The sequence below is a fragment of the Microbacterium sp. MYb66 genome, from assembly GCF_002979435.1.
Taxonomy (GTDB): Bacteria; Actinomycetota; Actinomycetes; order Actinomycetales; family Microbacteriaceae; genus Microbacterium.
This window is the reverse complement of the sequence record NZ_PCOV01000006.1, coordinates 58626-83549: the sequence shown is the minus strand read 5'-3', so window position 1 is coordinate 83549 and position 24924 is coordinate 58626. Positions and strand designations below refer to the sequence as shown.

Below are 24924 nucleotides of genomic sequence, written 5' to 3'. Positions count from 1 at the left end.
CGCTCGAGCGGTATCCGATCGCACCGCGCGGGAGCACCGGGCGATCGCGTTCCGCGGTCCTCGAGCCGCTCAGGCTCTCGCTACGCTGATGCCATGCTCCGCGTCATCCTCGCCGTCATCTGGTTGCTCCTCTCGGCGTGGCTCCTCATCTGGGTCGGAGAAGGGCTGTTCGGCGTGGACCAGCGGCACTCGATCCTGCCGTTCTCCGGTGAGGACACTCTGGGAGGTCCGATCTTCATCGGCGTCGCCTGGGGGCTGCTGCTGACCTTCGGCGGCCCGCTCTCCGGCCTCGGACGGCGAAAGACCGTGCGCGGTGACGTCCAAGTCGGAGTGGGGACGATCGTCGAGATCACGCGTACGGGCCTGACGGTGAATGACGTGCCCCAGTACGATCTCTTCATCCGCGTCAGCCCCAGCGGAGCCGAAGACTTCATCGCGCAGCTCCGGATGCTCGTGGACCCCTCCGATCTCGCCACCCTGCAGACCGGGCTCCCGGTCACGGTCCGCTACAGCCTCACCGACCAGGACACCGTCGCGCTGGCCGATCTCAACGATCCGGCGGTCCGCGACGCATTTCTCCAGTGGCGGATCGATCACGGCCTGATCGCACCCGGCCAGGTGCGCGCACGCACCTCGGGGACCCAGGTTCCGGCGTCCGTGCTGGAGGTACGACCGACCGGACGTCGTCTCGAAGGACAGAGCGAGCTCGCGCTCCGTGTGCTGATGGCGCCGGAGGGAGCGGCGACGTGGGAGGCGGAGACCACGGTCTTCGTCTATCCCCAGGCTATTCCGCACCTGCAGGTCGGCGCACCGATCTGGGCGTTCTATCGTCGGGAGGATCCGCACACCGTCGCGGTGACCATCGAGAAGGAGGCCGGACGATGAATCCGATGGACACGCTCATCTGGCTGCTGAACTTCCCCGCCGCGCACGGCTACGCGATCGTCTTCATCGCCGGATTCTCGATCCTCGGACTGTTCGCCATGTCCGTGCGGGGCGCCACCCCCGGCGCCGGGCTCCGAGCGATCCGCGAACGCGAGGGGCTTCTGCGCAGCGACGCACGACCGCGAGGCCAGCTGAGGAGCACGGTCGTGCGGGTCGTCTTCCGGATACTCGCGTTCCTGATGCTGGGTTCGCTCGTGATCGGGATCCTCAGCCTGACGGGTGTACCGGTCACCCGCGCCTACATCCACGACAACGGCCGACCCACGACCGCGACGCTGGACGGCGACTGGGTGACGTTCACGACCGCCGACGGTGTCGAGTACACGGTGGAGAGCAACTTCTTCACCCCCGCCGTGTATCCGGACCGAGACGTCTCCTTCGCCAGCGGTGAGCCGGTGGTCGTGCGGTACCTCCCGAGCCATCCCCAGGCGTTCGTGATCGACAGCGAACAGACCCCGCGCTGAAGTCGGAGCGGGCGCGTAGGGTGAGGGTATGTCGCGCATCATCGTCTTCGGCGGCCACGGCCGCATCGCCCTCCTGCTCGCGCCGCTGCTCGTCGGAAGAGGAGACGAGGTGACCGGTGTGATCCGCAATCCCGACCACCACACGGACGTCGAAGCGGCCGGAGCCACGCCTCTGGTCGCCGACGTCGAGAGCATGGACGTCGAGGCGCTCGCCGAGATCATCCGCGGGCATGACGCCGTCGTCTGGTCGGCCGGGGCGGGTGGCGAGTCCGCGGAGCGCACATACGCCGTCGACCGCGACGCCGCGCAGCGTTCGATGGACGCTGCCGAGCGGGCAGGCGTCCGACGCTACGTGATGGTCTCGTGGCTCGGCTCCACGGCAGAGCACGGCGTCCCGGAGGACGACTCGTTCTTCCCGTACGCAGACGCCAAATGGGCCGCCGACGAGCATCTGCGCGGCACCGGTCTGGAGGGCACGATCCTCGCGCCGGGCACGCTCACGTTCGACGAGCCGACCGGGAAGATCACGATCGACCCGGATGGTCGCGGTGCCGTCTCCCGGGCTGACGTGGCGGCGGTCATCGCCTCATCCGTCCACGAGCCCTGCACGATCGGCAGGACGATCCGTTTCGGCAACGGCGACGAGCAGGGCGCTGTGCCGATCGCCGAAGCACTCGCCTGCTGACGCCGCCTGCAGGGCACAGGACCACGTCATGTCCCGATACCGCGCAGGCGCTGCAGGTGCGCTGGCCGTCGCCGCGCTGATCGGGGCGTGCCTCTCGCCGGTCGCCTCCGCTTCGACCACTGCGTCACCTGCAGCCGAGACCGCACCAGCCGGCATCGACCGCGCCGACGCCGTCGAGCGCGCGACGGAGCTGGTGCAGGGGATGTCGGTGACGGAGCGGGCATCGACGGTGGTCATGGGGCACGTGGCAGGGACCGATGGCACGGCTCTCCGGGCCTACATGGAATCCGGCCTCGGCGGTTTCATCCTCATGGGGGCCAACATCCCCGCGTCCGAGGCCGAGTTGCAGAGCCTCACCGCCGCGCTGACCGTGGATCCCGCGCTGCCCCCGTTGATCGCCGTGGATCAGGAGGGTGGCCTGGTCTCGCGCCTGCACGGCGACGACTTCCCCGCGTCCACCGTGTTGAAGGGGCTCCCGGTCGCCGAAACCACTGCGGCGTTCGCGGGGCGGGGGTCGCTGGTCGCTCGCGGAGGGATCACGGTGAACTTCGGCACGGTGGCGGACTACACCGCCGATCCCGGAACGTTCATCCACGGCCGCGGGCTCGGCACCGATCCGACGAGTGCGGCGGAGCGGGTGGCGGCAGCGACCTCAGCGCAGGAGCAGTTCGTCGCCTCGACGCTCAAGCACTTTCCCGGGCACGGGGCGGCGCCGGGCGATTCGCATCGCGCGATCCCCAGCACGTCCATGGGGCTCGAAGAGTGGCGCTCCTCGGAGGCCGTCCCGTTCGCGGCCGGGATCTATGCGGGAGCCTCGCTGCTGATGTACGGTCATCTCGCGTACACGTCCATCGATCCGCTCCCGGCCTCCCTCTCGCCCGTGTGGCATGAGATCGCCAGAGACGAGCTCGGGTTCGAGGGCGTGGCGGTGACCGACGATCTCGGGATGCTGTTGTCGTCGGGGGATCCTGCCTATGCCGACCCGATCGCGAACGGGGTCGCGGCGATCGCCGCCGGGAACGACCTGGTGCTGATGATCGCGGGGTCGGACGCCGCGACGGCATCCGCGATGGCAGCGGGCATCGCTGCAGCCGTCGATGCGGGGACGCTGCCGGCCGAACGGCTGGAAGAAGCGGCGATCCGGGTCGTCACGCTGCGGGTGAAGCTCTCCGGTGCCACGGCGCAGTGGGCGCTCTGCCCGGACTGCGAACCGGTGGACTGACCTTCAGGCCGCCTCGCGGGCGCCCGCGGTGAGCCACGCATCCAGCAGCGCGGTGCGGAGTGCGGCGCCCCGCTCGGCGAAGACGCGCTGCCGGCGCACGTACTCGGCCTTTCCCTCCGAAGTCTCGATCGGTACGGGCACGATCCCCCAGGCGGAGAGGTCGTACGGAGCCGCTTGCATGTCGAGCAGCCGGATGTCGCGGGCCAGTTCGAAGGCATCCAGGAGAAGGTCGCCAGGGATCAGGGGACCGAGCTTCGTCGCCCACTTGTAGAGATCCATGCCCGCGTGGAGGCAGCCGGGCTGTTCGAAGAGCGGTTGCTCGTCCCTCGTCAGCGCGGTGCGGTTGCGGGGCACCGCCTCCGGAGTGAAGAAGCGGAACGCGTCGAAGTGCGTGCACCGCAGGTCGTGACCTTCGACGACGGCGTCGGTGCCCGCCTGTCCCAGCCGCAGCGGAACCGAGTGCCGGTGCTCGTCCGCGCGGTACACCATGGCCCACTCGTGCAGGCCGAAGCAGCCGAACTGTCCGGGGCGGGAGGCCGTGCGGCGCAGCATCCGCTCGATGAGTCCGGTCAGTTCCGGTTTCTCCCGAGCGAAGCGAGCGGCGTCGGGGGTGGCGCTCCCCGCGTCTCGACCGGGGGAGTACCAGCGCCAGGCCAGGCGTTCGGACGCATCGGCCAGCTCGACTCCGGCACCAGGGTGCCAGCGGCGAAGCTGTGCCGGCTTGGAGGAGTAGTAGGTGAAGAGGAAGTCCCACACCGGGTGCTTCTCGGAACGGCTCGCCCGATCGCGGTGCTCGGCCGTGAGGGCGTCGGCGCGTTCACGGTGCGCCTCCTCACGGATCATCCAGTCCTGGCGGGTGACGGACATGTCAGTGCAGGATGCCGGCTTCGCCGAGCAGGTCGCGGAGACCGGCGCCGTCTTCGGCGCTCACCCAGGGCGCGACCTCATCGGAATGCGGCTCCTGCTCCGCGCGACCACCCGCGAGAACGGCCTCAGCGGGGAGGAGGCGCCGGATGGCCACCCCGGCGACGGAGTCCGGGTACTCGTCGAGGAACTGGCTGTAGATGGACTCGTCGTGCTGGCCGTCATCGCCGATGAGCAGCCACTTCACGTCGGGGAACTCGGTCGCCAGGCGGCGCAGGTTGGTGAGCTTGTGCTCACGACCGCTGCGGAACCATCGTTCGTGTGTCGGACCCCAATCGGTGAGGAGCATGGAACCGGCGGGGAACAGGTGCCGTCCGAGGAACCGCCACAGCGTCGGTGCGACGTTCCACGCACCGGTGGACAGATAGACCATGGGTGCACCCGGATGCTGCCGCAGCAGCTGATCGAGAAGCACCGCCATCCCGGGAACAGGCAGGCGCGCGTGCTCGTCGAGCACGAAGGAGTTCCAGAAAGCGATGAAGGGCCGGGGGAGTGCCGTCACCATGACGGTGTCGTCGACGTCCGACACGACACCGAACCGTGTGCCCTCGGCGACGACGAACACACGCGCCTCGACCGGCTCCTGTCCCTCGACGGAGAAGGTGAACGTCTGCCAGCCCGGTTCGAGGTCGACGCGGATCACGGCGTCGACGACACCGCCGCGGTCGGCGACCACCTGATGCGTGGTCTCGCCCATGTGCACGCTCACAGCGGCGAACCCCACCGGGATTCCCACGAAGCTGCGCCAGCCGCGCACGCTCGCCGGCTCGCCGTCGCGGGTGCGACGCTGCGGAGGCACGATCAGCACTCGGCCGACGACGCGTACCCAGCCAGGACCCCCGTATCCGGGGAACGGAAGGATCGTCGCCACGCGGCCTCGACGGCGCGCACGACCTTCCCGCCACACATGGAGGCGGTGTTCGAGTCGGGCGAACCAGTGGATCCGGGGCGCCGGGGGAGCGGAAGCCATTGACTCAGTCTTTCACGTCGGCGTCGGCCTCTGTCTCCGGAGTCTCCTGGTGACGGGCCTCGAGGCGCTGCAGCAGCTTCTTGCCGAGGAAGGCGAGGAGCAGGAACAGCGCGATCACGCCGACGAAGATGTACCCCGCGAAGTGCACGCGATCCACGAGCTCGCGGAAGCTCCCCGCGGCGAGAGAGGTCACGCTCACATACGCGGCCGCCCAGATGACGCAGGCCGGCGCGGTCCACGCCAGGAACCGGCGATAGGGGTACTCGCTCATTCCGACGGTGAGGGGGACCAGGGAATGCAGCACGGGAAGGAACCGGGACAGGAAGATGGCGATGCCCCCGCGGCGGGCGAGGTAGTTCTCCGCGCGGACCCAGTTGTGCTCGCCGATCCTGCGTCCCAGCCACGACACCCGGATGTGCGGGCCGAGCCAGCGACCGAGCCAGAATCCGATGCTCTCGCCGATCAGCGCGCCGATCACGACCGCGACACCCATCGCGATGCCCTCGAGCGGGGTCGCAACCCCCATGGAGGCGATGATGACGATGGTGTCGCCCGGGACGACGAGCCCGATCAGGATGCTCGTCTCCAGCATGACGGCGATGCCTGCGACGAGAGTGCGAGTGACCGGATCGATCGACTGCACGGTGTCGAGGAGCCAGAGCAGGAGGTCGTCCACCTCATGAGGATACGGGAGCATGCCGGTCCTAGGCTGGAAAGGTGCCCGAACAGCTGAGTGCTCGACGTCTTCCCGCATGGGTGGAGCCGTCATCGGTGTTCCGGATGCTCGAGCGTCGGTCTCCCGACGTCTTCTGGCTCGACGCGGGCGCCGACACGACGGCGGGCTGGAGCTTCATCGGGACCGGGGAGCGCTCAAGCCTCCCGCGAGAGGTGCGCCTCGATGTCGCGCCCGTGGATCCGGCCCTGCCTCCGTTCACCGGGGGCTGGGTGGGATGGCTCGACTACGAGAGCGGTGCGGCCCTCGCCGGTGCACCCGTGTCCGAAGGCGGCGATGAGCCGGGAGGCTCCTGGCTGCGCGCCACCCGCGTCGTCGCGTTCGACCACGCCCTCCGGCGTACGTGGGTACTCGGCGCGGAGGATGACCTCGAGACCTGGATCTCCGAGGTCGCCGCGGGGGCGGGAGACTCGGACACCGGTTCCACGCCCGCGTACGCTTCCGACCGCCTGTCGCGTGTCGCCGAGGCCCGGCACGACCCTCACGCCTACGCCGCACTCATCGAACGCTGCCGCGACCTCATCCGCGCGGGCATCGCCTACCAGCTGTGCCTGACGACGAGGTTCACCGTCGCCGGCGCGCACGACGCGGAGGCCGTCTACCGGCGCCTCAGAGCCGCGACGCCCGCTCATCACGGCGGGTTCGTGCGGATCGGCGGTCGCGCTCTGCTCAGCGCGAGCCCCGAGCAGTTCCTGCACAGCGCGGGGGGAGTCATCCGAACCCGTCCCATCAAAGGCACCCGCCCTCGCAGCGCGGATCCCGAGCAGGACGCCGCGCTCGCCGCGGAACTCGCGATCGACCGCAAGGAGCGCGCGGAGAACGTCATGATCGTCGACCTCATGCGCAACGACCTCTCGCAGGTGTGCGATCCGGGCAGCATCCGCGTCGAAGGGCTCTGGGTCGTGGAGACCTACCCGGCGGTGCACCAGCTCGTGAGCACGGTGAGCGGGGTCGCAGCCGTCGGGACGACCGTCGGGGCTCTGTTGGAGGCGACCTTCCCCGCAGGCAGCATGACCGGTGCTCCGAAGCTCTCGGCGATGACTCGGCTGCACGAACTGGAAGGCGGGCCGCGCGGTGTCTACGCCGGGTGCTTCGGATACTTCGGTGTCGATGGGTCGCTCGACCTCGCGATGGTCATCCGCAGCATCGTCATCGACGGGGAGCGGGCGGTCGTCGGCGCCGGCGGAGGCATCACGTGGGGATCGGTCGCAGCATCCGAGGTGGCGGAGGTCGCGACGAAGGCACGGGCGCCTCTCGCAGCGCTCGGCGCGGAAATGCCTGTGCTCTGGCGTTCCGATATCCTGAACTGATCCCGCTTTTTCCCCCAGATTGGTCGTGCGTTCGTTGTCTGAGAACCTGTCCACCGCTCCTGCTGACGACGAGACCCCGTCGGCGTACGCCATTCAGAAGAAGTGGCAGAAGTACTGGGCGGACAACGAGACGTTCCTCACCGGGGGCTCCGACGACACCCGGCCGCGCAAATACGTGCTCGGGATGTTCCCCTACCCGTCCGGCGACATGCATATGGGGCATGCCGAGAACTATGCCTACGTCGACATGGTCGCGCGGTTCTGGCGGCACCGCGGGCACAACGTGCTCAACCCCATCGGCTGGGACTCCTTCGGCCTGCCTGCCGAGAACGCGGCGATCAAGCGCGGCGCCGACCCGCGGGAGTGGACCTACGCCAACATCGAGCAGCAGAAGCAGAGCCTGAAGGAGTTCGGCACCTCCTACGACTGGACCAGGGTCCTGCACACCTCCGACCCCGAGTACTACCGCTGGAACCAGTGGCTGTTCCTGAAGCTGTACGAGCGCGGCCTGGCGTATCGCAAGAAGAGCGCCGTGAACTGGTGCCCGAACGACCAGACCGTGCTGGCGAACGAGCAGGTCGTCGACGGCCGCTGCGAACGATGCGGCGCCGAGGTCATCAAGAAGAAGCTCACCCAGTGGTACTTCCGCATCACCGACTACGCCGACCGTCTGCTGGACGACCTGAACCAGCTCGAGGGTTTCTGGCCGCACAAGGTGCTGCAGATGCAGCGCAACTGGATCGGCCGCTCCATCGGTGCGGACGTCGACTTCGTGATCGAGGGCCGCGAGGAGCCGGTGACGGTCTTCTCGACGCGCCCGGACACCCTGCACGGAGCGACGTTCTTCGTCGTGGCGCCCGACTCCGATCTGGCGTCCGAGCTCGCCGCCGACGCTCCCGCCGAGGTGCGGCAGCGTTTCCAGACCTACCTGGAGCAGGTGCAGAAGGAGACAGACATCGCCCGGCAGTCCACGGACCGCCCGAAGACCGGTGTCTTCCTCGAGCGCTACGCGATCAACCCGGTCAACGGCGAGAAGCTGCCCGTGTGGGCGGCCGACTACGTGCTCGCCGACTACGGTCACGGTGCCGTCATGGCGGTGCCCGCCCACGACCAGCGCGACCTGGACTTCGCCCGCGCGTTCGACCTGCCGGTCAAGGTCGTCGTCGACACCACGGCGCCCATCACGGGAGCGATGCCGGTGATCGAGGTCGACGAGGACGGGGTGCCGATCGACACCGGTGCCGCGCTCGACGAGCAGAACCCGGCTTCCACCGGCATCGCGTTGACCGGCGAAGGGCGCATGATCAACTCCGGCGCCTTGAACGGCCTGTCCAAGCGCAATGCGATCGCTCGTGCGATCGAGCAGTTGGAGGCCTCGGGCACGGGTCGCGCGGCGAAGAACTACCGACTGCGCGACTGGCTCATCTCCCGCCAGCGCTTCTGGGGCACGCCCATCCCGATGCTGCATGCCGAAGACGGCAGCATCATCCCGGTCCCCGAGGAGCAGCTGCCCGTGAAGCTGCCGAGCGTCGACGGCCTCGACCTGTCGCCGAAGGGCGCCTCGCCGCTGGGCGCGGCCGAGCGCTGGGTGCGCACGGTGGCTCCGGAGACGGGGGAGCCGGTACTCCGCGACCCCGACACCATGGACACCTTCGTGGACAGCTCCTGGTACTTCCTGCGGTTCCTGTCGCCGAACAGCGACACGGTCGCGTTCGATCCGGCGCAGGCCGATCGCTGGGCGCCCGTCGACTCCTATATCGGCGGCGTCGAGCATGCGATCCTGCACCTGCTGTACGCGCGCTTCATCACCAAGGTGCTGTTCGACATGGGGCTGATCGACTTCACGGAGCCCTTCACCACTCTGATCAACCAGGGGATGGTGCTCCTCGACGGCTCGAAGATGTCGAAGAGCAAGGGAAACCTGGTCGAGTTCTCGTCGAGCATGATCGATCCCGGCGCCGATGTCGTGCGTGTCGCCCTCGCGTTCGCGGGGCCGGTGGAGGACGACATCAACTGGGAGGACGTCTCCACTGCGGGCGCGCAGAAGTTCCTCGCGCGGGCTCTGCGCATCGCCGGCGAGGTCTCGAGTTCGGTGGACGTCGTGTTCGACGGCGGGGATGCGGCACTGCGCCGTGCGACGCACAAGCTGCTGGCGGAAGCACCGGCGCTGGTCGAGCAGACCAAGTTCAACGTCCTGGTCGCCCGTCTCATGGAACTGGTGAACATCACCCGGAAGACGATCGACGGCGCCTCGGGAGCGGCGAATCCCGCTGTCCGCGAGGCCGCCGAGACGATCGCCGTGATGATCGACCTGTTCGCCCCGCACACCGCGGAGGAGATGTGGGAGATCCTCGGACACGAACCGTCGGTGGGTCTCGTCCCGTGGCGCTCCGCCGATCCGGCGCTGCTCGTGGAGGACACGATCACGGCCGTCGTGCAGGTGGGCGGCAAGGTCCGTGCGCAGCTCGAGGTGTCCGCGCGGATCGGCGAGGCCGAGCTCGAGGCGCTTGCTCGCGCCGATGAGCGCGTCATCCGGTCGATCGGCGACCGCGAGATCGTGAAGGTCGTGGTGCGCGCACCGAAGATCGTCAGCTTCGTCGTCAAAGGCTGATCGCCCGTCCGCGGTGGATGATCCACACCGGTCACCCACTGCGGACGGCCACGGCACGATGGCCTGCCGGGATCTCACCGGGCCCCGCGACGGGCTCGAGGCGTGACCCCGACCGTCGTGCGGAATCAGCCGGAGTAGTCCTCCGAGGCGACGACCGCACCGCTCTCGTCGGAGACGACGAAGTTGCCGTGGGTGCCCTCGAGGGCGTACGTGACCGTCGAGCCATCCGTTTCGAAGGTCGAGCAGACGCGTCCGGAGAACGGGTAGCCCGAGGAATCGGCGGCGGTGTAGGTCGCGGTCACATCGAAACAGGTCTCGACGTACTGGCGTCCCTCGACGTCGAGAGCGCTGGTCGAGTACGGCGTGAGTGAGACATCCGAGACACGTGCCTGAGCGTCGCGTGCGAGCGGGGTCGTGAACGGAGCGACGGTGAGCCCGTTCGTCTTCTTCTCGTTCTCCCACCCGGCGAGGTAGTCGGCGCGCCAGTCCTCACCGATCAGCTCGGTGCCGCGGATCCACTCGGCGTACTCGTCTACCGTCATCTCGATGGCCTCCCCGTCGAGGAACTCCTCGACGGTCCACTGCGCGGAGAGACGCTGCGCTTCCGCGATGAGGTCGGCGGAGAGCGACGGCTCGCCCTCACTCCACACGATCCCGTCGTCGGCGGACCACGTGCCCACCCGAACGTCGTCGAATGCCGTGAACTCGATGCTCTCGAGGTCGGCCGTGACGTGGCAGTAGGAGCCGCTGCCGCTGTCGATGAGCTCGCCGGGCGTCGCCGCACCCAGAGCCGATTCGTCCACTTCGCACGTGGGAGCGGGACTCGCGGATGGCTCTTCCGCTTCGGGCGTGGATGTGCAGGCCACGGCGAGGAGGGAGATGGCGGTGATGGTCGCACCCGTCAGCGCGGTGCGGCGAAACGTCGTCATGCCCGAAGCCTAGCGGAGCACGCGAACCCCTCCTCCACGATGCGGGGAGCCGGCGAACTGTCCACGCAGGACGGATTCCTGGCGGGCCGGAGGCATCGCGCGCTCCTACGTTGGCGGGATGACATCCCCGCAGCCACCGGCACCGCCCCGACGTCGGCTGAGGCTGAGTATGGGAGCAGCCGTGGTGCTCGCCCTCGTCGTCCTGTCGGCGGCGGTGGGCGTCGGTATCATGCGAGGGCAGGCGGCGCCGGTGGAATCCGTGTCGGTGGCGGGGGTCGAGGGCACGGTCGAACCTTCCGGTGAGCTCTACGTCCATGTGCTCGGTGCGGTCGCGCAGCCGGGTCTGTACATCCTCGATCCGGATGCTCGCCTCGTCGATGCGGTCGCGGCTGCCGGGGGGACGACAGAGGTCGCCGACCTGGCGGCGATCAACCTGGCCCGTGTCGTCGAAGACGGTGAGCAGATCGTGGTGCCGGCGGTGGGTGCTGCGCAAGCGGCACCCCCGAGCGCGGTCGCTCCTGCCGAGGAAGGGATCGACCTGAACGCGGCGGATCAGGCGGCCCTGGAGACGCTTCCGGGCATCGGACCGGCACTGGCGGGACGCATCATCGCCTGGCGCGACGAGAACGGGGGATTCCGGTCCGTGGACGACCTGCTGGCGGTGCCGGGGATCGGCGAGAAGCTCCTCGCCGGCGTCCGCGACGGGGTCAGAGTGTGACGCGCCGCGATCTGCGTCTGATTCCCCTGGCGGTCTCCACGTGGCTGGTGGCGCTCCTGTGTGTCTTCTTCCCCGTGATCGCGTGGGGCTGTGCGGTCGCCTGCGCGCTGGCGACCGCGATCGCGCTTCTGGCGCAGAGGCGCTCACGTGGCGGACGAACAACGGGACGCGTCGGTGGCGGGTTGATCGTCGTGATGCTCGCGACCGCGGCCGCCACCGCGATGTCCGTCGGGTTCGCATCGCCGGCGCGAGACCGCGTCGCGGACGAAGACCAGCGGGTCGTGGAGATCACCGCGGAGGTCACTTCATCCGCATCGCTCGGACAGGACGGGCGGCTCTGGTTCGAGGCTCTCACCATCGGTGCCGGTCCGCCCGGAGGACAGGACGCCGTGACGGCGCCGGTGCGGGTCGGGACGGAGCCGTCCGAGGGCTTCGATCTCGGTGCGCGGATCCGTGTGGTCGGAGAGGCGTCGGCGACCGACGCGGGGGAGCGGACGGCGTTGGTCGTGTTCGCCACCGAGGCGGAAGTCATCGCTCCTGCTGCGGGAGTGTTCGGTGCTGCCGCCGACCTACGGCAGGCGTTCATCGAACGGTCCTCACGGCTCCCGGAGCCGGGTGCCGGTCTGCTTCCCGGGCTGGCCGTCGGCGACACCCGTGCGGTCGATCAGGAGCTGAACGATGACATGCGCACGAGCGGTCTCAGCCACCTGACGGCCGTCAGCGGTGCGAACTGCGCGATCGTCGTGGGCGCGGTGTTCTGGCTGGCCGGGTTGTGCGGTGGCGGGCGAGCGGTGCGGGTCATCCTGTCGCTCGCGGGTCTTGCCGGGTTCGTGGTGCTCGTCACCCCCGAGCCGAGCGTGATCCGCGCGGCGGTGATGGCCGCGGTGGCGATGCTGACGGTGCTGCTGGGGCGGCCGAGTGCGGGAGCGGGGATGCTGGCTCTCTGCGCGACCATGATCCTCGTGTCGGATCCTTGGTTGGCGACCGCGCCCGGATTCGCGCTCTCGGTCGCTGCCTCCGGCGCGTTGATCCTGCTGGCGCCCGCGCTCGCACGGGGGCTGGGGAGAGCGATGCCCTCGCCCCTCGCGCTGGCGATCGCCGTGCCGCTCGCCGCGCAGCTGGCGTGTGGGCCGATCATCGCGCTGTTCGCCGACCAGCAGTCTCTGATCGGAGTAGCCGCGAACCTGGTCGCGGCACCCGCGGCTCCCGTCGCCACGGTGATCGGACTGCTCGCGTGTCTCAGCGCGCCACTGGCGGTTGTCGCGGACCTGCTGGCGGCCTCGGCGTGGCTCCCGGCCGCATGGATCGCGACGACCGCGACGACGACTGCTCGCCTGCCGAGCGCGCAGGTGCTGGTTCCCTCCGGGATCGGCAGCGCGGTGCTCGTCGCCGTGGTCAGCGCATGCCTCGCAGTCGTCGTGATCCGGGACCCGGCCGCCACCATGCCACCCGCATCGGCACGCCGGCTGGCGATCATCCGGCGCGGAGCCACCGGGGTGCTCATCGTCGTCCTGTCGCTCGCGGGTGCTCGAATGCTCCTCGACGGACCGCTGGCCACTGCGACGACGCCCGAGGGGTGGTCGATCGCTGCGTGCGACGTCGGACAGGGGGATGCGCTGCTCGTCCGGTCTGCCGGTGAGGTGGCTCTGATCGATACGGGCCCTGCACCCGAGCCTCTGGAAGGATGCCTGCGCGCGCTCGGTATCGCGCGCGTCGACCTGCTGGTGCTCACTCATTTCGACCTGGATCACGTCGGGGGCGTCGATGCGGTGCAGGGACGGGTCGGCACCGTTCTGCACGGTCCTGTCGCGGAGCACGACGATGAGCGTCTCCTTTCCGGGCTCGCGGCATCCGGCGCGCGGCTCCACGCGGCGGCGGCGGGTCAGCGCGGTGCTCTGGGTGATGCCGCCTGGCGCGTGCTCTGGCCGCAGAAGGAGTCCGCCGCCTTCCCCGACGGGAACGACGCCAGCGTGGTCATGGAGTTCGGCGGTGGGGAGGTACCGCGCTCGCTCTTCCTCGGGGATCTCTCGGCCGAGGCGCAGCGGATGATGATGCGCACCGCGGGACCCGGCCGCTACACCGTCGTCAAGGTCGCTCATCACGGCAGTGCCGATCAGGAGCCGTCGCTCTACGAGACCGTGGCCGCTCGGGTCGCGCTGTTCAGCGTCGGGGCCGACAACGACTACGGGCATCCGCGTGCCGAGACGATCGATGTGCTGGCGGCCGCAGGTGCGGAGAATCTGCGTACGGATCAGCGGGGACGGATCCTGCTCGGTCTCCGAGACGATGCACTGCAGGTGTGGACGGAGCGCGCGGCGGGATGAACGCCCGTGTCGGTCCTGCTTCGCGGATCCGACGAGCGGAATCCGATCCCGCGGGACCGACGTCGGTGGGTCGGCGTCGCCTCGGCAAATGTCGGGGCTGAGTACGCAGAGGTCGGCCGTGGACACGCGTGGGCCGGGTGAACGGCCGCACGGCATCGCAGAGCCGTTCAGGATGAGGGGGTGGTCGGGTGCCACCGACCACCGGCAGCGACTCACCGCGCTGCGCGCGGCGGTCGAACTCCCACAGCCCTGGTCGAGGTCGACCGCCGCGTCTCGTCGCCGCGCACGATCGCTGTCGGTGCCCCCGGGTAGGCTGGATCCATGGCAGCTTCGCGTCCCCCTTCCCGCGGTGGTGCGAAGCCCACCAAGATCCCTCAGGTGTCGTGGCGGGATCCGCACCCTGCCCCTCTGGTGCTGGTATCCGGACCCGAGGAGATCTGCGCCGAGCGCGCGATCGCCGGAGTCCGTGATTATCTTCGAGCCGAAGATCCGGCGCTCGAGGTCAGCGATGTGCGCGCCGACGACTACGCGCCGGGCACCTTGCTCTCCCTGACCTCTCCTTCACTCTTCGGCGAGCCGCGTCTGGTGCGCGTGTCCGGCGTGGAGAAGTGCTCGGATGCGTTCATCCAGGAGGCGGTGTCCTACCTCGACAACCCGCAGGAGGGCGCGACCGTCATCCTCCGTCACACCGGCGCCAGCGTGCGAGGCAAGAAGCTCCTCGATGCGCTGCGTGCCGGTACCGGCGGCGGCATCGAGATCGCCTGCCCGGCGATCAAGCGCGACGGCGACCGCGTCGACTTCGCTGCAGGGGAGTTCCGCGCAGCGAAGAAGCGCATCGCGCCGGCCGCACTGCGAGCGTTGGTGTCCGCGTTCGCCGACGATCTCACCGAGTTGGCGGCAGCCTGCCAGCAGCTGATCGGCGATGTCGAGGGAGACATCACCGAAGACATCGTCACCAAGTACTACGGCGGGCGGGTCGAGGTGTCGGCCTTCGTCGTCGCCGACACTGCGATCGCCGGGCGGTATGGCGAAGCGCTGATCGCACTTCGCCATGCGCTGTCGTCCGGTGCCGATCCGGTTCCGATGGTCGCCGCATTCGCCATGAAGCTCCGCACCATGGCGCGCGTCGCCGGCAACCGCGAGCCGAGCAGGCAGCTGGCGCAGCGACTGGGGATGAAGGATTGGCAGGTCGATCGCGCCCGCCGCGATCTCGCCGGGTGGAACGAGCGGTCGCTCGGAATGGCGATCCAGGCGACGGCGAGAGCCGACGGCGAGGTCAAGGGCGCGGCCCGCGACCCGATCTTCGCGTTGGAGCGCATGGTCACCGTGATCGCGACCCGCCAGCCGTTCGGCGAGTAGTCAGTGCCACCACCTGCACCCAGCGCTCCGAAGGACGAAGAAGGCCCGCCCCGGAAACGGGACGGGCCTTTCTCAGCTGTGTCTGCTCAGAGAGCGGAGACCTGCTTGGCGAGAGCCGACTTGCGGTTCGACGCCTGGTTCTTGTGCAGGACGCCCTTGCTGACGGCCTTGTCGAGCTTGACGGACGCCTTCTTCAGGCCGGCCTCGGCTGCTGCCTTGTCGCCGGCGGTGACTGCCGTGCGGGTGGAGCGGATGAGCGTCTTGAGCTCGCTCTTCACGGCCTTGTTGCGCTCGTGAGCCTTCTCGTTGGTCTTGTTGCGCTTGATCTGCGACTTGATGTTTGCCACGTGTGGACGCTTTCTGTACAGGAGTGTTCGGAATGCCGGCAGCAGAAGAGGGCTGCTGCACAGCGGTCGTGAGGGAAGAACCCACACGCAAGCCAAGAGTCGAGTCTACCAGCAGACGAGGCGATCACGCGAAACGGGGTGCAGAACACGATACTCGGTCGCGGTTCCGGTGGTACCGGGTGCAGAATCATCACTATCCCGACACTGACGTCAAGGAGCCACATGACCCCCGCACCCCTCCGTCCCGCCGTGCCCTCCGGGCTTCGCTGGTCTGCGGCGACCTCCGCCTTCCAGATCGAGGGCTCGCGCCCGTCCGGGGCATCGGGGCGCTCCATCTGGGACGACTTCCTCGAACGGCCCGACGCGATCGTCGACGGATCGACAGCCGACCCCGCATGCGACAGCTTCCGGCATCCGGAAGCCGATGCGGCCCTTGCCGCCGGTCTGGGGCTCGACCGCTACCGGTTCTCCATCCCGTGGGCGCGCGTGCAGCCGGACGGCAGGGGAGCCGGCGACACCGCGGCTCTCGACCACTATTCGCGACTCGTGGATCTCCTGCTCGAAGGCGGCGTCGTGCCGTTCCCGACGCTGTTCCACTGGGAGATGCCGAGCGTGATCGAAGCGGGCGGCGGATGGTTGAACAGGGACACGGCCGAGCGCTTCGCCGACTATGCGGCGATCGTGGCCGACCGTCTCAGCGACAGGGTGGAGAACTGGTACACGCTCAACGAGCCCGCCATGACCACCTTGCAGGGATACGCGGTCGGGGCGCTCGCGCCGGGCAGGCAACTGCTCTTCGGTGCGCTGCCCACCGTGCACCACCAGCTCGTCGCGCACGCCGGCGCGGCCGCCGTGCTGCGCGGACGAGGGGCCGCCGCGGTCGGGTTGGTGAACAACCACACCTGGGTGCTTCCGCTGCGCGACACCGTGGAGGATATTCAGGCCGCCGCGGTCTATGACACCCTCCACAACCGGGTGTTCAGCGAACCCCTGCTCGCCGGTGCCTACCCGGATCTGGAGTCGCTCGGGCTGCCCACGATGCCCGTGCGCGACGGCGATCTCGAGGCGATCGGCCGTTCGATCGACTTCTACGGCATCAACTTCTACAACCCGACGACGATCACCGCCGCCGACCCGGCGAGCCCCATACCGTTCGACATCGTGCCGACCCCGGGAGTCCCGACCACCGGTTTCGGCCCGGAGTGGCCGATCATGCCCGGGGCTCTCCGCGACCTCCTGGTCGACCTGCACGACCGGCATCCGCATCTTCCTCCCGTGATCATCGGCGAGAACGGGGCCTCTTTCCCCGAGCCCGAACGCGCCACCCGAGTCGAGGACACCGACCGCATCGACTACCTGTCCGGTCATATCGGGGCCGTGGCGGAGGCGATCGACGCGGGCGTCCCCGTCGAGGAGTACACGGTGTGGTCGCTCCTGGACAACTGGGAGTGGGCGGACGGCTACACGCAGCGCTTCGGTCTCGTGCATGTCGACTTCGAGACGGGGGAGCGGACGCCCAAGGCATCGTACGACTGGTACCGCGAACTCGTCGCGGCCTCGCGATCAGCGGCGACAGCGACGGCGACGGCGGAGGGAGCGCGATGACCGAGACGACGGGCGCTCGCACGGCAAAGGCCGGAGCGCGATGGATGTCGTTGTTCACGCTGGCGTGGCTCGCGATCTGGACCGTGCAGCTCACGCCCGTACAGCTCCTCCTGCCGCTGCAGCTCGACACACCGGAAGACGACTGGATCCGCGGTGTCGTGTCCTCAGGGCTGGTCCTCGGCATCGGCGGACTCGCGGGCATCATCGCCGGTCCGGCCGCCGGGGCGCTGTCCGATCGTGCGGCCGCAGGACGTCACCGTCGCCGACCGTGGGCTCTGGGCGGCGTGTGGCTCACGGCCGTGTGCCTGATCCTGACCGGCTTCGCGGAGGGCCCGTGGGCCGTCGGCGCAGGGTGGGTGGGGGTGTCGATCGGCGTCGCGGTGTCATCGGCTGCGTTCACGGCGCTCATCGCCGACCAGCTGCCGTCGAGGCAGCGCGGGGCGGCCTCCGCCGCGGTCGGGTCGAGCCAGGCCGTGGGCATCGTCCTCGGTGTCGGTCTCGTGGTGCTCCTCGGTCTCGGCATCGTCGCCGGCTACGTGCTCCTCGCCGGGATCATCGCCGTCGTCGGCACGGCGGCGGCGCTGTTGCTGCCCGACCCGCCGAGCACCGAGGCGATGCGCCCGAAGCAGGCGGGGCGTCGTCCGCTCGCGTCCCTCCGCGACCGCGACTTCGCCTGGATGCTCTCCGGGCGGCTGGTGACGAACGTGGGCAACGCCCTCGGCACGGCGCTGTTCCTGTTCTTCCTCCTGCACGGACTCGGGCAGCCGAGCGCCGTGGCGCAGGACAACCTGCTGCTGCTGATCATCGTGTACACGGTGTTCGTCGTGATCGCCTCGGTCGTCACCGGGATCGTGTCCGACCGCACCGGGAACCGGAGGACACTCGCGATCGCCGCGACCGTCGTCCAAGCAGCATCCGGTGTCGCGATCGCTCTCGTACCGACATTCGAGATGACGATGGTGGCCGCCGCGCTGATGGGGCTCGGCTATGGGGCCTTCTCGACGGTGGGGCTCGCGTTCGCTGCTGATCTGCTGCCCGATGAGCAGGACCATGCGCGCGATCTGGGCATCGTCAACGTCACCGCTGCCCTGGGGCAGCTGATCGGGCCGGTTCTCGGGGCGGCGCTCGTCGCGCTCGTCGGCGGGTTCTGGCTCGTGTTCGTCGCGGCAGCCGCGCTCTCGCTCGTCGGAGGGGTGCTCACCGCGTTCGCGCGCCAGCCTGCGCGCTCATGACTCCGCACCCTGGTCGAGGGTCGCGATCGCCAGTCGCAGCACCGCATTGAACACCTGGGGTCGCATCGCCGTGACCAGGTGGGTCGTGCGTGGCACGACGATCAGCTCGGCCTGCGGTGCGAGCCTCCGGAACAGCGACTCGTTCAGCCGCAGCTGATCGTACTGACCGTTCACGAACCAGAGGGGGATCGTGATGCGCGCGACCGCGGCGGCGATGTCGAGTGCGGCGAGGCTGCGCAGCGCGGCATCCTGCGTGTCCAGTGCATAGCCGCCGGCGGCGAAGTCGGATCGTGTCTCCACAGGGATCGTGGCCTCGAGGATCCTGCCGGTGAGCCACATGCCTCGATCGGGAAGAGAATCCACGGCCCTCGTGAAGAGGCGATAGGCGGCAAGACCCGCGCCGTGGGGGATCGAGGTGCAGGAGGCCGCGATCAGACCTGCCACCGGAGGAGGCTGTGCGCCGCCCACGTAGGCGAGACAGAGCAGGCCTCCCATCGAGTGTCCGACCAGGAGCACCGGGCCGTCCTGGGCAGCGGCGCGCACGGCGGCATCGATCGTGTGCAGCGCCTCGTGCAGGGTGAAATCCTCTTGCATGCGTGATCCGTGGCCGGGGAGATCGACGGCGATGCATGCGTAGCCGTTCTCCTCCAGGAACGCGACCTGTGTCCGCCACATCGTCGCGGAAGTGCGGATGCCGTGCACGAGGACGATCTGGACGCTCACGCGTTCAGCATAAGGAAAGCGGGGCCGGTGGATGAACCACCGACCCCGCCTTCGACACGATGTGTGTCAGAGAGAGTTACTTCTCCCAGCCGACGTTCTCGACCGGAGTGACCCCGAAGAGGTCGAGACCCACGTAGGGCTCCGGCGTGAGGTTGGCCAGACCGTTCTTGACCACGTAGATCGAGGGACCGCTGTACAGCGGGATGACACCCCAGGTCTGCTCGACGATCTTCGGCTCGAGCTCCATCGCGGCGGTCGTCCACGACTCGGCGTCCTTCTGGGACTCCACGTCATCGGCGATCTGCTTGTCGATCTCCTTGGAGCCGGTCGCCGAGAGGTTCAGCTGGCTGTCGGAGCAGTACAGCTGGCAGAACCAGGCCGGACCGAACGGGTCGGAGTCGGTGAAGCGCAGCGACACCGCGTCCCAGTTCTTCGACGTGAGGTCGTTCGAGAAGTCGGCCGACGGGCGCACGTCGATCTGGACATCGAAACCGATCTCCTTCTGCTGCGCCTGGAGCGACTTCGCGAGGGCCTCGATCGTGGGGTCCTCACCGAAGATCGGGAAGGTGACGCTCAGCTTCTCGCCGTCCTTCTCGCGGATTCCGTCGTCGCCCTCGGTCCAGCCCGCGTCATCGAGGAGCTTCTTGGCCGCCTCGACATCGTGCTTCAGTCCTGCGGTGGCGAAGGAGTCCTTGTAGCCGTCCTGGAACGAGTACAGGTTCAGCGAGCCGGCGACCGGCTCCTCGTAGCCCAGGCCGTTCCACGCGATCTGCTTCTGCTGATCGATGTTCACGCCGAGGAAGAACGCCTTGCGCACGTCGATGTCCTCGAACTGCGGCTTGTCGGCGTCGACCATGAGGATGGTCTTGGCGGTCTGCTGTGCGCGACGCACGACGGTGTCATCGACATCCTCGACCTGCTTGAGGCGGTCGTTGGTGTTGGTGTTCACCATGTCGATCTCGCCGTTCTTGAACGCGTTGAGGGCGGCGTCCGGCTCCATCGCGGTGAAGGTCACCGAGTCGAGCAGCGGAGCGTCGCCCCACCACTCGGGGTTCGGCTTGAAGGAGACGAATCCGCCGTTGGCGTCGAACGTGTCGATCGTGTACGGCCCTGCGCCCCACTCGGGGTGCGGGTTGCCGATGAAGCCCTCGTTGAACACGGTCGGGTCGGCGACCGCGGGGTGCAGGACACCACCGGTCAGGAAGGCCATGGACGGCCATGCGTAGATGCCGTCGAAGGTCACGACCGCGGTCTTCGGGGTGTCACCCTGCTCGACGGACGTGATCTGCTTGTAGCCGTCGGTCGCGTTCGGAGTGAAGCCCTCGTCGTACGAGCGGTTGGCCTTCCAGGTCGCGTCGATGGCGGTCCAGTCCATGTCCGTGCCGTCGTTGAAGTGCGCCTCGTCCTTGAACGTGAACGTGATGGTCGTGTTGCCATCCGCTTCGCCGATGTCGTACGCGTCGAGATACGAATCGTTCTTGGTGACGTCGCCTTCCGGCGAGACCAGGAGGATCTGCGGCATGTACCAGGACCAGAGCTTGAGGGTGTCCGCGCTGCCGTCGCCGTTGAAGCCGTTCAGCTGCTCCGGAATCTCGTTGATGGCGAAATTGACCTCGCCGCCCTCCTGGAGGTTTCCGCGGTCCTGGGGGTTGTAGTCGGCCGTCTTGGTCTCGACGGACTCGCCGCCGTTGTCCCCGCCGCCGGTGTTCCCGGAACCGCTCGCGCAACCTGCGAGGGCGAGTGCGAGGGCGCCGCTGATCGCGATCGCCCCCAACAACTTCTTGTTCTTCATGGTGCTCCTTTCGCCTTTCGGCGTTTCATAAAGGGAAGAATAGTTCGCACATCATGCCGGTACATCGGTTGGCAGTGAATCGCGCCTAACTGTTACCGGACGGTGATCCGCAGTCCCACCTCACACGGTGGCGGGTCGCGTGCTCATCGTCTCCGGATCGAAGACGACGCGCTCACGGGTGCGCTCCACGTCGGGATCGGGAACCGGGATGGCGGACAGCAGCGCCCGCGTGTACGGATGCTGGGGGTTCTCGAACACGTCATCGACGTCGCCGTGCTCGACGAACTCCCCGAGGTACATCACGGCCACGCGGTCTGCGATGTGCCGCACGACCGAGAGATCGTGCGCGACGAAGAGGTAGGAGAGGCCGAGCTTCACCTTCAGTTCGTCGAGCAGGTTGATGACGCCGGCCTGGATCGAGACGTCGAGCGCGGAGACCGGCTCGTCGAGGACGACGATCTTCGGGTTGGTCGACAGCGCGCGGGCGATGCCGATGCGCTGACGCTGTCCTCCCGAGAAGGCCTGCGGGAACCGATCGCTGTGGGCCGGGTTGAGGCCGACGAGATCCATCAGCTCGTCCACCCGACGGTGCGCCTCGGCCTTCGGGGTGCCGATCGCGAGGAGCGGCTCCGAGATGATGTCGGCCACGGTCATCCGAGGATCGAGCGCGCCCATCGGGTCCTGGAACACGATCTGGATGTCGCGACGCAGGTGGCGCTCCACCTTGCGGCTGCGGATGTCGTTGACGCTGGTGCCCGCGATCACGATGTCGCCGTCGGTCTGCTTGACCATGTCCATGATCTGCAGCAGGGTCGTCGTCTTGCCGGATCCGGACTCGCCGACGATCGCCATCGTCTCGCCCTGGCGCACGTCGAAGCTCACGCCCTTGATCGCCTGGACCTCGCCGACCTTCCTTTTCAGGAAGGCCCCCTTGAGCAGCGGGAAAGACTTGGTCAGGTTCGTCACCTGCAGCGTGATCGGACGCTCCTCGCGGGGCGTCTTCGTCAGAGCGCTCTCCGGCACCTCGCGAACCGGGTAGACGGGCAGGCCGCCGAGGAGGCCGCCGTCCTCGATCTCACCGGAGCGGATGCAGGCGGCGCGGTGCTCGGTTCCCGAGCCGGTGGCGACCGGGAGCAGCTCCGGCTCCCGCGTGCGGCACGCATCCATCACGATCGGGCAGCGATCCGCGAACGGGCAGGCGTCGGGCAGATTGATCAGCAGCGGCGGGTTGCCCTTGATCGGGGTCAGCGCCTCCTTGTCCGACTTGTCCACGCGAGGGATCGCGCCGAGCAGGCCGATCGAATACGGCATCCGCGTGCGGTGGAAGAGCTCGTGCACGGGGGCGTGCTCGACGGGCTTTCCGGCGTACATCACCATCACGTCGTCGGCCGTGCGGGCCACCACACCCATGTCGTGCGTGATCATCATCACGGCGGCGCCGGTCTCGTCCTGCGCCTTCTCGATGAGGTCGAGGATCTGAGCCTGGATGGTCACGTCGAGTGCCGTGGTCGGCTCGTCGCAGATGATGAGCTTCGGGTTGTTGGCCATCGCGATCGCGATGACGACCCGCTGGCGCATCCCGCCCGAGAACTCATGCGGGAACGACTTCATGCGCCGCTCCGGCTCGGTGATGCCCACGAGCTTCAGTAGCTCGACCGAGCGGTCCCAGGCCTCCTTCTTCGAGAGGCTGCGGTGCACGGTGAGTGCCTCGATGAGCTGGTCGCCCACGGTGAAGACGGGGGTGAGGGAGGTGAGCGGGTCCTGGAAGACCATCGACATGCCGTTGCCGCGGATCACGGAGAGCTGCTTGTCGCTCATGCCGACGAGCTCTTTGCCGTCGTACATGATCGACCCGGTGACCTTGGCGTTCTCGTCGAGCAGTCCCATGATCGCCAGGGACGTCACGGACTTGCCGGAGCCCGATTCGCCGACGATGCCGAGTGTCTTGCCCGCTTCGAGGTCGAACGAGACGCCGCGGACGGCGTCGACGCGGCCGGCTTCGGAGGCGAAGCTGACCTTCAGATCGCGGACGGAGAGTACGGAGCTCATGCGCGGCCTCCTGCAGCAGAGGTGGGATCGAGGGCATCGCGCAGACCATCGGCGACGAGTGCCATGGAGACGGTGAGGAGCGTCAGCGCCGCCGCCGGGAAGTAGAACAGCCAGGGAGCCGTCGTCAGGGAGCTGGAGCCGGCCCCGATGAGGGCGCCGAGCGACACGTCCGGGATCTTGACGCCGAAGCCGAGGAACGAGAGCCCGGTCTCGGTCACGACCGCCGTGACGACGCCGAGCGTGAAGTTGATCACGAGCAGCGAGCCGATGTTCGGGAGGAGGTGCCGGAGCACGATGCGCATTCCGCTGACGCCCATGTACCGGGCGGCGCTGACGTACTCGCGTTCGCGCAGCGAGAGCGCCATCGTCCAGATGACACGGGCGGGGAAGTACCAGCCGATCACGAAGATCATGATGAGCGCGATGATGCGCCAGTCGCCGCCGGACTTGTTCGAGATCATCGCGAGGATGAGGAAGGCGGGGATCACCATCATGAAGTGGATGATCAGCAGCGCGATGCGCTCGGTCCAACCGCCGAAGTAAGCCGCCGCGGTGCCCACGAGCGCGGAGACGATCGTGACACCGACCGACACGCTCACGGCGATCATCAGCGATCGCTGCAGGCCCACCGCGACTTGTGCGAACAGGTCGTTGCCGGCGTTGTTGGTCCCGAACCAGTGCTCGGCCGAAGGGCCCATGCTGAGGGCGAGGAAGTCCAGCTCGGTGTGATCGTACTGGGCGATCATCGGACCGAAGATCGCGAACAGCACGAGGAGCGCGAAGATCACGAGCCCCGCCAGCGCGCCGCGGTTGCGGGAGAAGCGCCGCCAGTAGAGCTCCCACTTCGACAGGCGCTTCGTCGCGACCTGGGTCGTCTCGGGGCCGGGAGAGCCTTCGGCCGGGTGCTGGACAGTGGGATCGATCATGTCGGTGCTCATGTCAGCTCACTCTCACTCTCGGGTCCAGGACCACGACGGCGATGTCGGCGAGGATGGCGCCGATGGCCGTGAGGACGGCGCCGAAGGCGGCGATCGCGACCGTGCCGTGGATGTCGTTCTTCGAGATCGTCTCGATGAAGTACTTGCCCATGCCGTTCCAGGCGAAGATCGTCTCGGTCAGGACGGCGCCGGTGAAGATCGCGGGGATCGTGAACGCGACCTGGGTGGCGACCGGGATGAGCGAGGTGCGCAGAGCGTGCTTGCGGATCGCCTGCTGCTTGGTGAGACCCTTCGCGCGAGCGGTGCGCACGTAGTCCGCGTTGATGTTGTCGAGCAGCAGCGAGCGCTGCAGGAAGTGGATGCTCGCGTACCCGGTGAGCACGAGGGCTATCGTCGGCAGCGTCAGGTGTTGCAAGACGTCTATGAGCGTGGGGAAGAAGCCTTCGACCCCTTGGCTCGCGTTGCCGGTGACGTAGAAGATCCGCACGCCCGTGGCGTTGTTGAGGCCGATGGCGAGGAGCACGATCGCGAACGCGGCGACGACGATCGGGATGTTCAGCGTGATGATGCTCGTGGCCTGGCCGATGCGGTCGGCGAGCTTGTACTGACGCGAAGCGGTGTAGACGCCGAGTGCGATGCCGAGGACCGTGGTGAGGATCGTCGCACCGAGCACGAGTTCGGCGCTGACCCACATGCGGTAGGCGACCTGCTCGTTCACGGAGCCGCCGGTCGGGCTCACGCCCCAGTCCCAGCGCAGCAGGATCCCGGTGAGCCAGGTCCACCACCGCTCGATCAGGGGGACCGTGTCGCTCAGGTTGCGAGGCTCGAGCAGATTGACGATCTGCTCTTCCGTGAGTGGCGGGCGCCTTCCGACGTAGTTGCTGCGCGGGTCGAGGAACCCCCACGCCAGGAAATACGTGAGGTTCGTCGCAACCACGATCATCAACAGCCAGCCGAGTGCCCGGCGCAGGAGGTACTTGATCAAGGGGGTCAGTCTTTCTCTTCTACAGACGCGCTCGGGATCAGCCGACGCAACGCTGAGCC

Annotated in this window: 21 protein-coding genes; 11 read left to right on the top strand and 10 right to left on the bottom strand. The window is 68.3% G+C overall.

Annotated features, from left to right (window positions below; genetic code table 11):
• Window positions 1–93 precede the first annotated feature (93 nt).
• The 4 genes from CQ045_RS13070 to CQ045_RS13055 are packed head-to-tail and all read left to right on the top strand — an operon-like array spanning window position 94 to window position 3316.
• Window positions 94–885: a hypothetical protein gene (locus CQ045_RS13070; protein ID WP_105724392.1), complete on the top strand. Its 792-nt coding sequence runs from the start codon at window positions 94–96 to the stop codon at window positions 883–885.
• Window positions 882–1409: a DUF3592 domain-containing protein gene (locus tag CQ045_RS13065; RefSeq protein WP_146115243.1), complete on the top strand. Its 528-nt coding sequence runs from the start codon at window positions 882–884 to the stop codon at window positions 1407–1409. Before CQ045_RS13070 ends, CQ045_RS13065 begins: the two co-directional genes overlap by 4 nt.
• A 28-nt stretch (window positions 1410–1437) precedes the next feature.
• Window positions 1438–2094 carry an SDR family oxidoreductase gene (locus CQ045_RS13060; RefSeq protein WP_105724388.1) on the top strand — a complete coding sequence of 219 codons (657 nt, stop codon included), beginning with the start codon at window positions 1438–1440 and terminating at the stop codon, window positions 2092–2094.
• A 28-nt stretch (window positions 2095–2122) separates the two neighbouring features.
• Window positions 2123–3316, top strand: coding sequence for a glycoside hydrolase family 3 N-terminal domain-containing protein (locus CQ045_RS13055; protein WP_105724386.1), 1194 nt, complete (start codon window positions 2123–2125; stop codon window positions 3314–3316).
• Between the two features lie 3 nt (window positions 3317–3319).
• On the opposite strand, the gene CQ045_RS13050 is transcribed toward CQ045_RS13055, so the two are convergent.
• Genes CQ045_RS13050 through CQ045_RS13040 form a run of 3 tightly spaced genes read right to left on the bottom strand, consistent with a single transcriptional unit; the run spans window position 3320 to window position 5886 of the window.
• On the bottom strand, window positions 3320–4183 hold the full coding sequence (locus CQ045_RS13050; RefSeq protein ID WP_105724384.1) for a 3-methyladenine DNA glycosylase: 864 nt from the start codon (window positions 4181–4183) through the stop codon (window positions 3320–3322).
• Window position 4184: 1 nt separating this feature from the next.
• Window positions 4185–5210 carry an App1 family protein gene (locus CQ045_RS13045; protein ID WP_105724382.1) on the bottom strand — a complete coding sequence of 342 codons (1026 nt, stop codon included), beginning with the start codon at window positions 5208–5210 and terminating at the stop codon, window positions 4185–4187.
• 4 nt (window positions 5211–5214) lie between these two features.
• Window positions 5215–5886: a DedA family protein gene (locus tag CQ045_RS13040; RefSeq protein ID WP_105724646.1), complete on the bottom strand. Its 672-nt coding sequence runs from the start codon at window positions 5884–5886 to the stop codon at window positions 5215–5217.
• A gap of 41 nt (window positions 5887–5927) precedes the next feature.
• On the opposite strand from CQ045_RS13040, the gene CQ045_RS13035 reads away from it, so the two are divergent.
• Both CQ045_RS13035 and leuS read left to right on the top strand, forming a co-directional pair.
• The gene (locus CQ045_RS13035) at window positions 5928–7253 is read left to right on the top strand and encodes an anthranilate synthase component I family protein (protein ID WP_105724380.1); all 1326 of its coding nucleotides are present in this window, start codon (window positions 5928–5930) and stop codon (window positions 7251–7253) included.
• Window positions 7254–7287: 34 nt separating this feature from the next.
• The gene (leuS, locus tag CQ045_RS13030; protein ID WP_105724644.1) at window positions 7288–9864 is read left to right on the top strand and encodes a leucine--tRNA ligase; all 2577 of its coding nucleotides are present in this window, start codon (window positions 7288–7290) and stop codon (window positions 9862–9864) included.
• Window positions 9865–9989: 125 nt separating this feature from the next.
• Here the strand turns inward: leuS and CQ045_RS13025 are convergent, their stop codons facing one another.
• Window positions 9990–10793 carry a hypothetical protein gene (locus CQ045_RS13025; RefSeq protein WP_105724378.1) on the bottom strand — a complete coding sequence of 268 codons (804 nt, stop codon included), beginning with the start codon at window positions 10791–10793 and terminating at the stop codon, window positions 9990–9992.
• 118 nt (window positions 10794–10911) lie between these two features.
• Between CQ045_RS13025 and CQ045_RS13020 the strand changes: the two genes are divergently transcribed.
• From CQ045_RS13020 to holA, 3 genes are all read left to right on the top strand, one after another.
• Window positions 10912–11511 (top strand): ComEA family DNA-binding protein, encoded by a 600-nt coding sequence (locus CQ045_RS13020; RefSeq protein WP_105724376.1) that lies wholly within the window; start codon window positions 10912–10914, stop codon window positions 11509–11511.
• Window positions 11508–13835: a ComEC/Rec2 family competence protein gene (locus CQ045_RS13015; RefSeq protein WP_258131062.1), complete on the top strand. Its 2328-nt coding sequence runs from the start codon at window positions 11508–11510 to the stop codon at window positions 13833–13835. Before CQ045_RS13020 ends, CQ045_RS13015 begins: the two co-directional genes overlap by 4 nt.
• A 321-nt stretch (window positions 13836–14156) precedes the next feature.
• The gene (gene holA, locus CQ045_RS13010; protein ID WP_105724375.1) at window positions 14157–15194 is read left to right on the top strand and encodes a DNA polymerase III subunit delta; all 1038 of its coding nucleotides are present in this window, start codon (window positions 14157–14159) and stop codon (window positions 15192–15194) included.
• An 86-nt stretch (window positions 15195–15280) separates the two neighbouring features.
• Here the strand turns inward: holA and rpsT are convergent, their stop codons facing one another.
• Window positions 15281–15541, bottom strand: a complete 261-nt coding sequence (gene rpsT / locus CQ045_RS13005) for a 30S ribosomal protein S20 (RefSeq protein WP_105724373.1) — start codon at window positions 15539–15541, stop codon at window positions 15281–15283.
• Window positions 15542–15763: 222 nt separating this feature from the next.
• Here rpsT and CQ045_RS13000 point away from each other — a divergent pair, with 222 nt between their 5' ends.
• On the top strand, window positions 15764–17146 hold the full coding sequence (locus CQ045_RS13000) for a glycoside hydrolase family 1 protein (RefSeq protein WP_105724371.1): 1383 nt from the start codon (window positions 15764–15766) through the stop codon (window positions 17144–17146).
• On the top strand, window positions 17143–18378 hold the full coding sequence (locus tag CQ045_RS12995; protein WP_105724369.1) for an MFS transporter: 1236 nt from the start codon (window positions 17143–17145) through the stop codon (window positions 18376–18378). The genes CQ045_RS13000 and CQ045_RS12995 overlap by 4 nt, the downstream gene beginning before the upstream one ends.
• Here the strand turns inward: CQ045_RS12995 and CQ045_RS12990 are convergent.
• From CQ045_RS12990 to CQ045_RS12970, 5 genes are all read right to left on the bottom strand, one after another.
• A complete protein-coding gene (locus CQ045_RS12990; RefSeq protein WP_105724367.1) occupies window positions 18373–19101 on the bottom strand; it encodes an alpha/beta fold hydrolase in 729 nt (242 codons plus the stop codon). The genes CQ045_RS12995 and CQ045_RS12990 overlap by 6 nt on opposite strands.
• Window positions 19102–19177: 76 nt before the next feature.
• A complete protein-coding gene (locus CQ045_RS12985; RefSeq protein WP_105724365.1) occupies window positions 19178–20893 on the bottom strand; it encodes an ABC transporter family substrate-binding protein in 1716 nt (571 codons plus the stop codon).
• A gap of 120 nt (window positions 20894–21013) precedes the next feature.
• Window positions 21014–22942 (bottom strand): ABC transporter ATP-binding protein, encoded by a 1929-nt coding sequence (locus CQ045_RS12980; protein WP_105724363.1) that lies wholly within the window; start codon window positions 22940–22942, stop codon window positions 21014–21016.
• Window positions 22939–23880 (bottom strand): ABC transporter permease, encoded by a 942-nt coding sequence (locus CQ045_RS12975; RefSeq protein ID WP_105724361.1) that lies wholly within the window; start codon window positions 23878–23880, stop codon window positions 22939–22941. The genes CQ045_RS12980 and CQ045_RS12975 overlap by 4 nt, the downstream gene beginning before the upstream one ends.
• 1 nt (window position 23881) lies before the next feature.
• On the bottom strand, window positions 23882–24865 hold the full coding sequence (locus CQ045_RS12970; protein WP_105724359.1) for an ABC transporter permease: 984 nt from the start codon (window positions 24863–24865) through the stop codon (window positions 23882–23884).
• Window positions 24866–24924 lie beyond the last annotated feature (59 nt).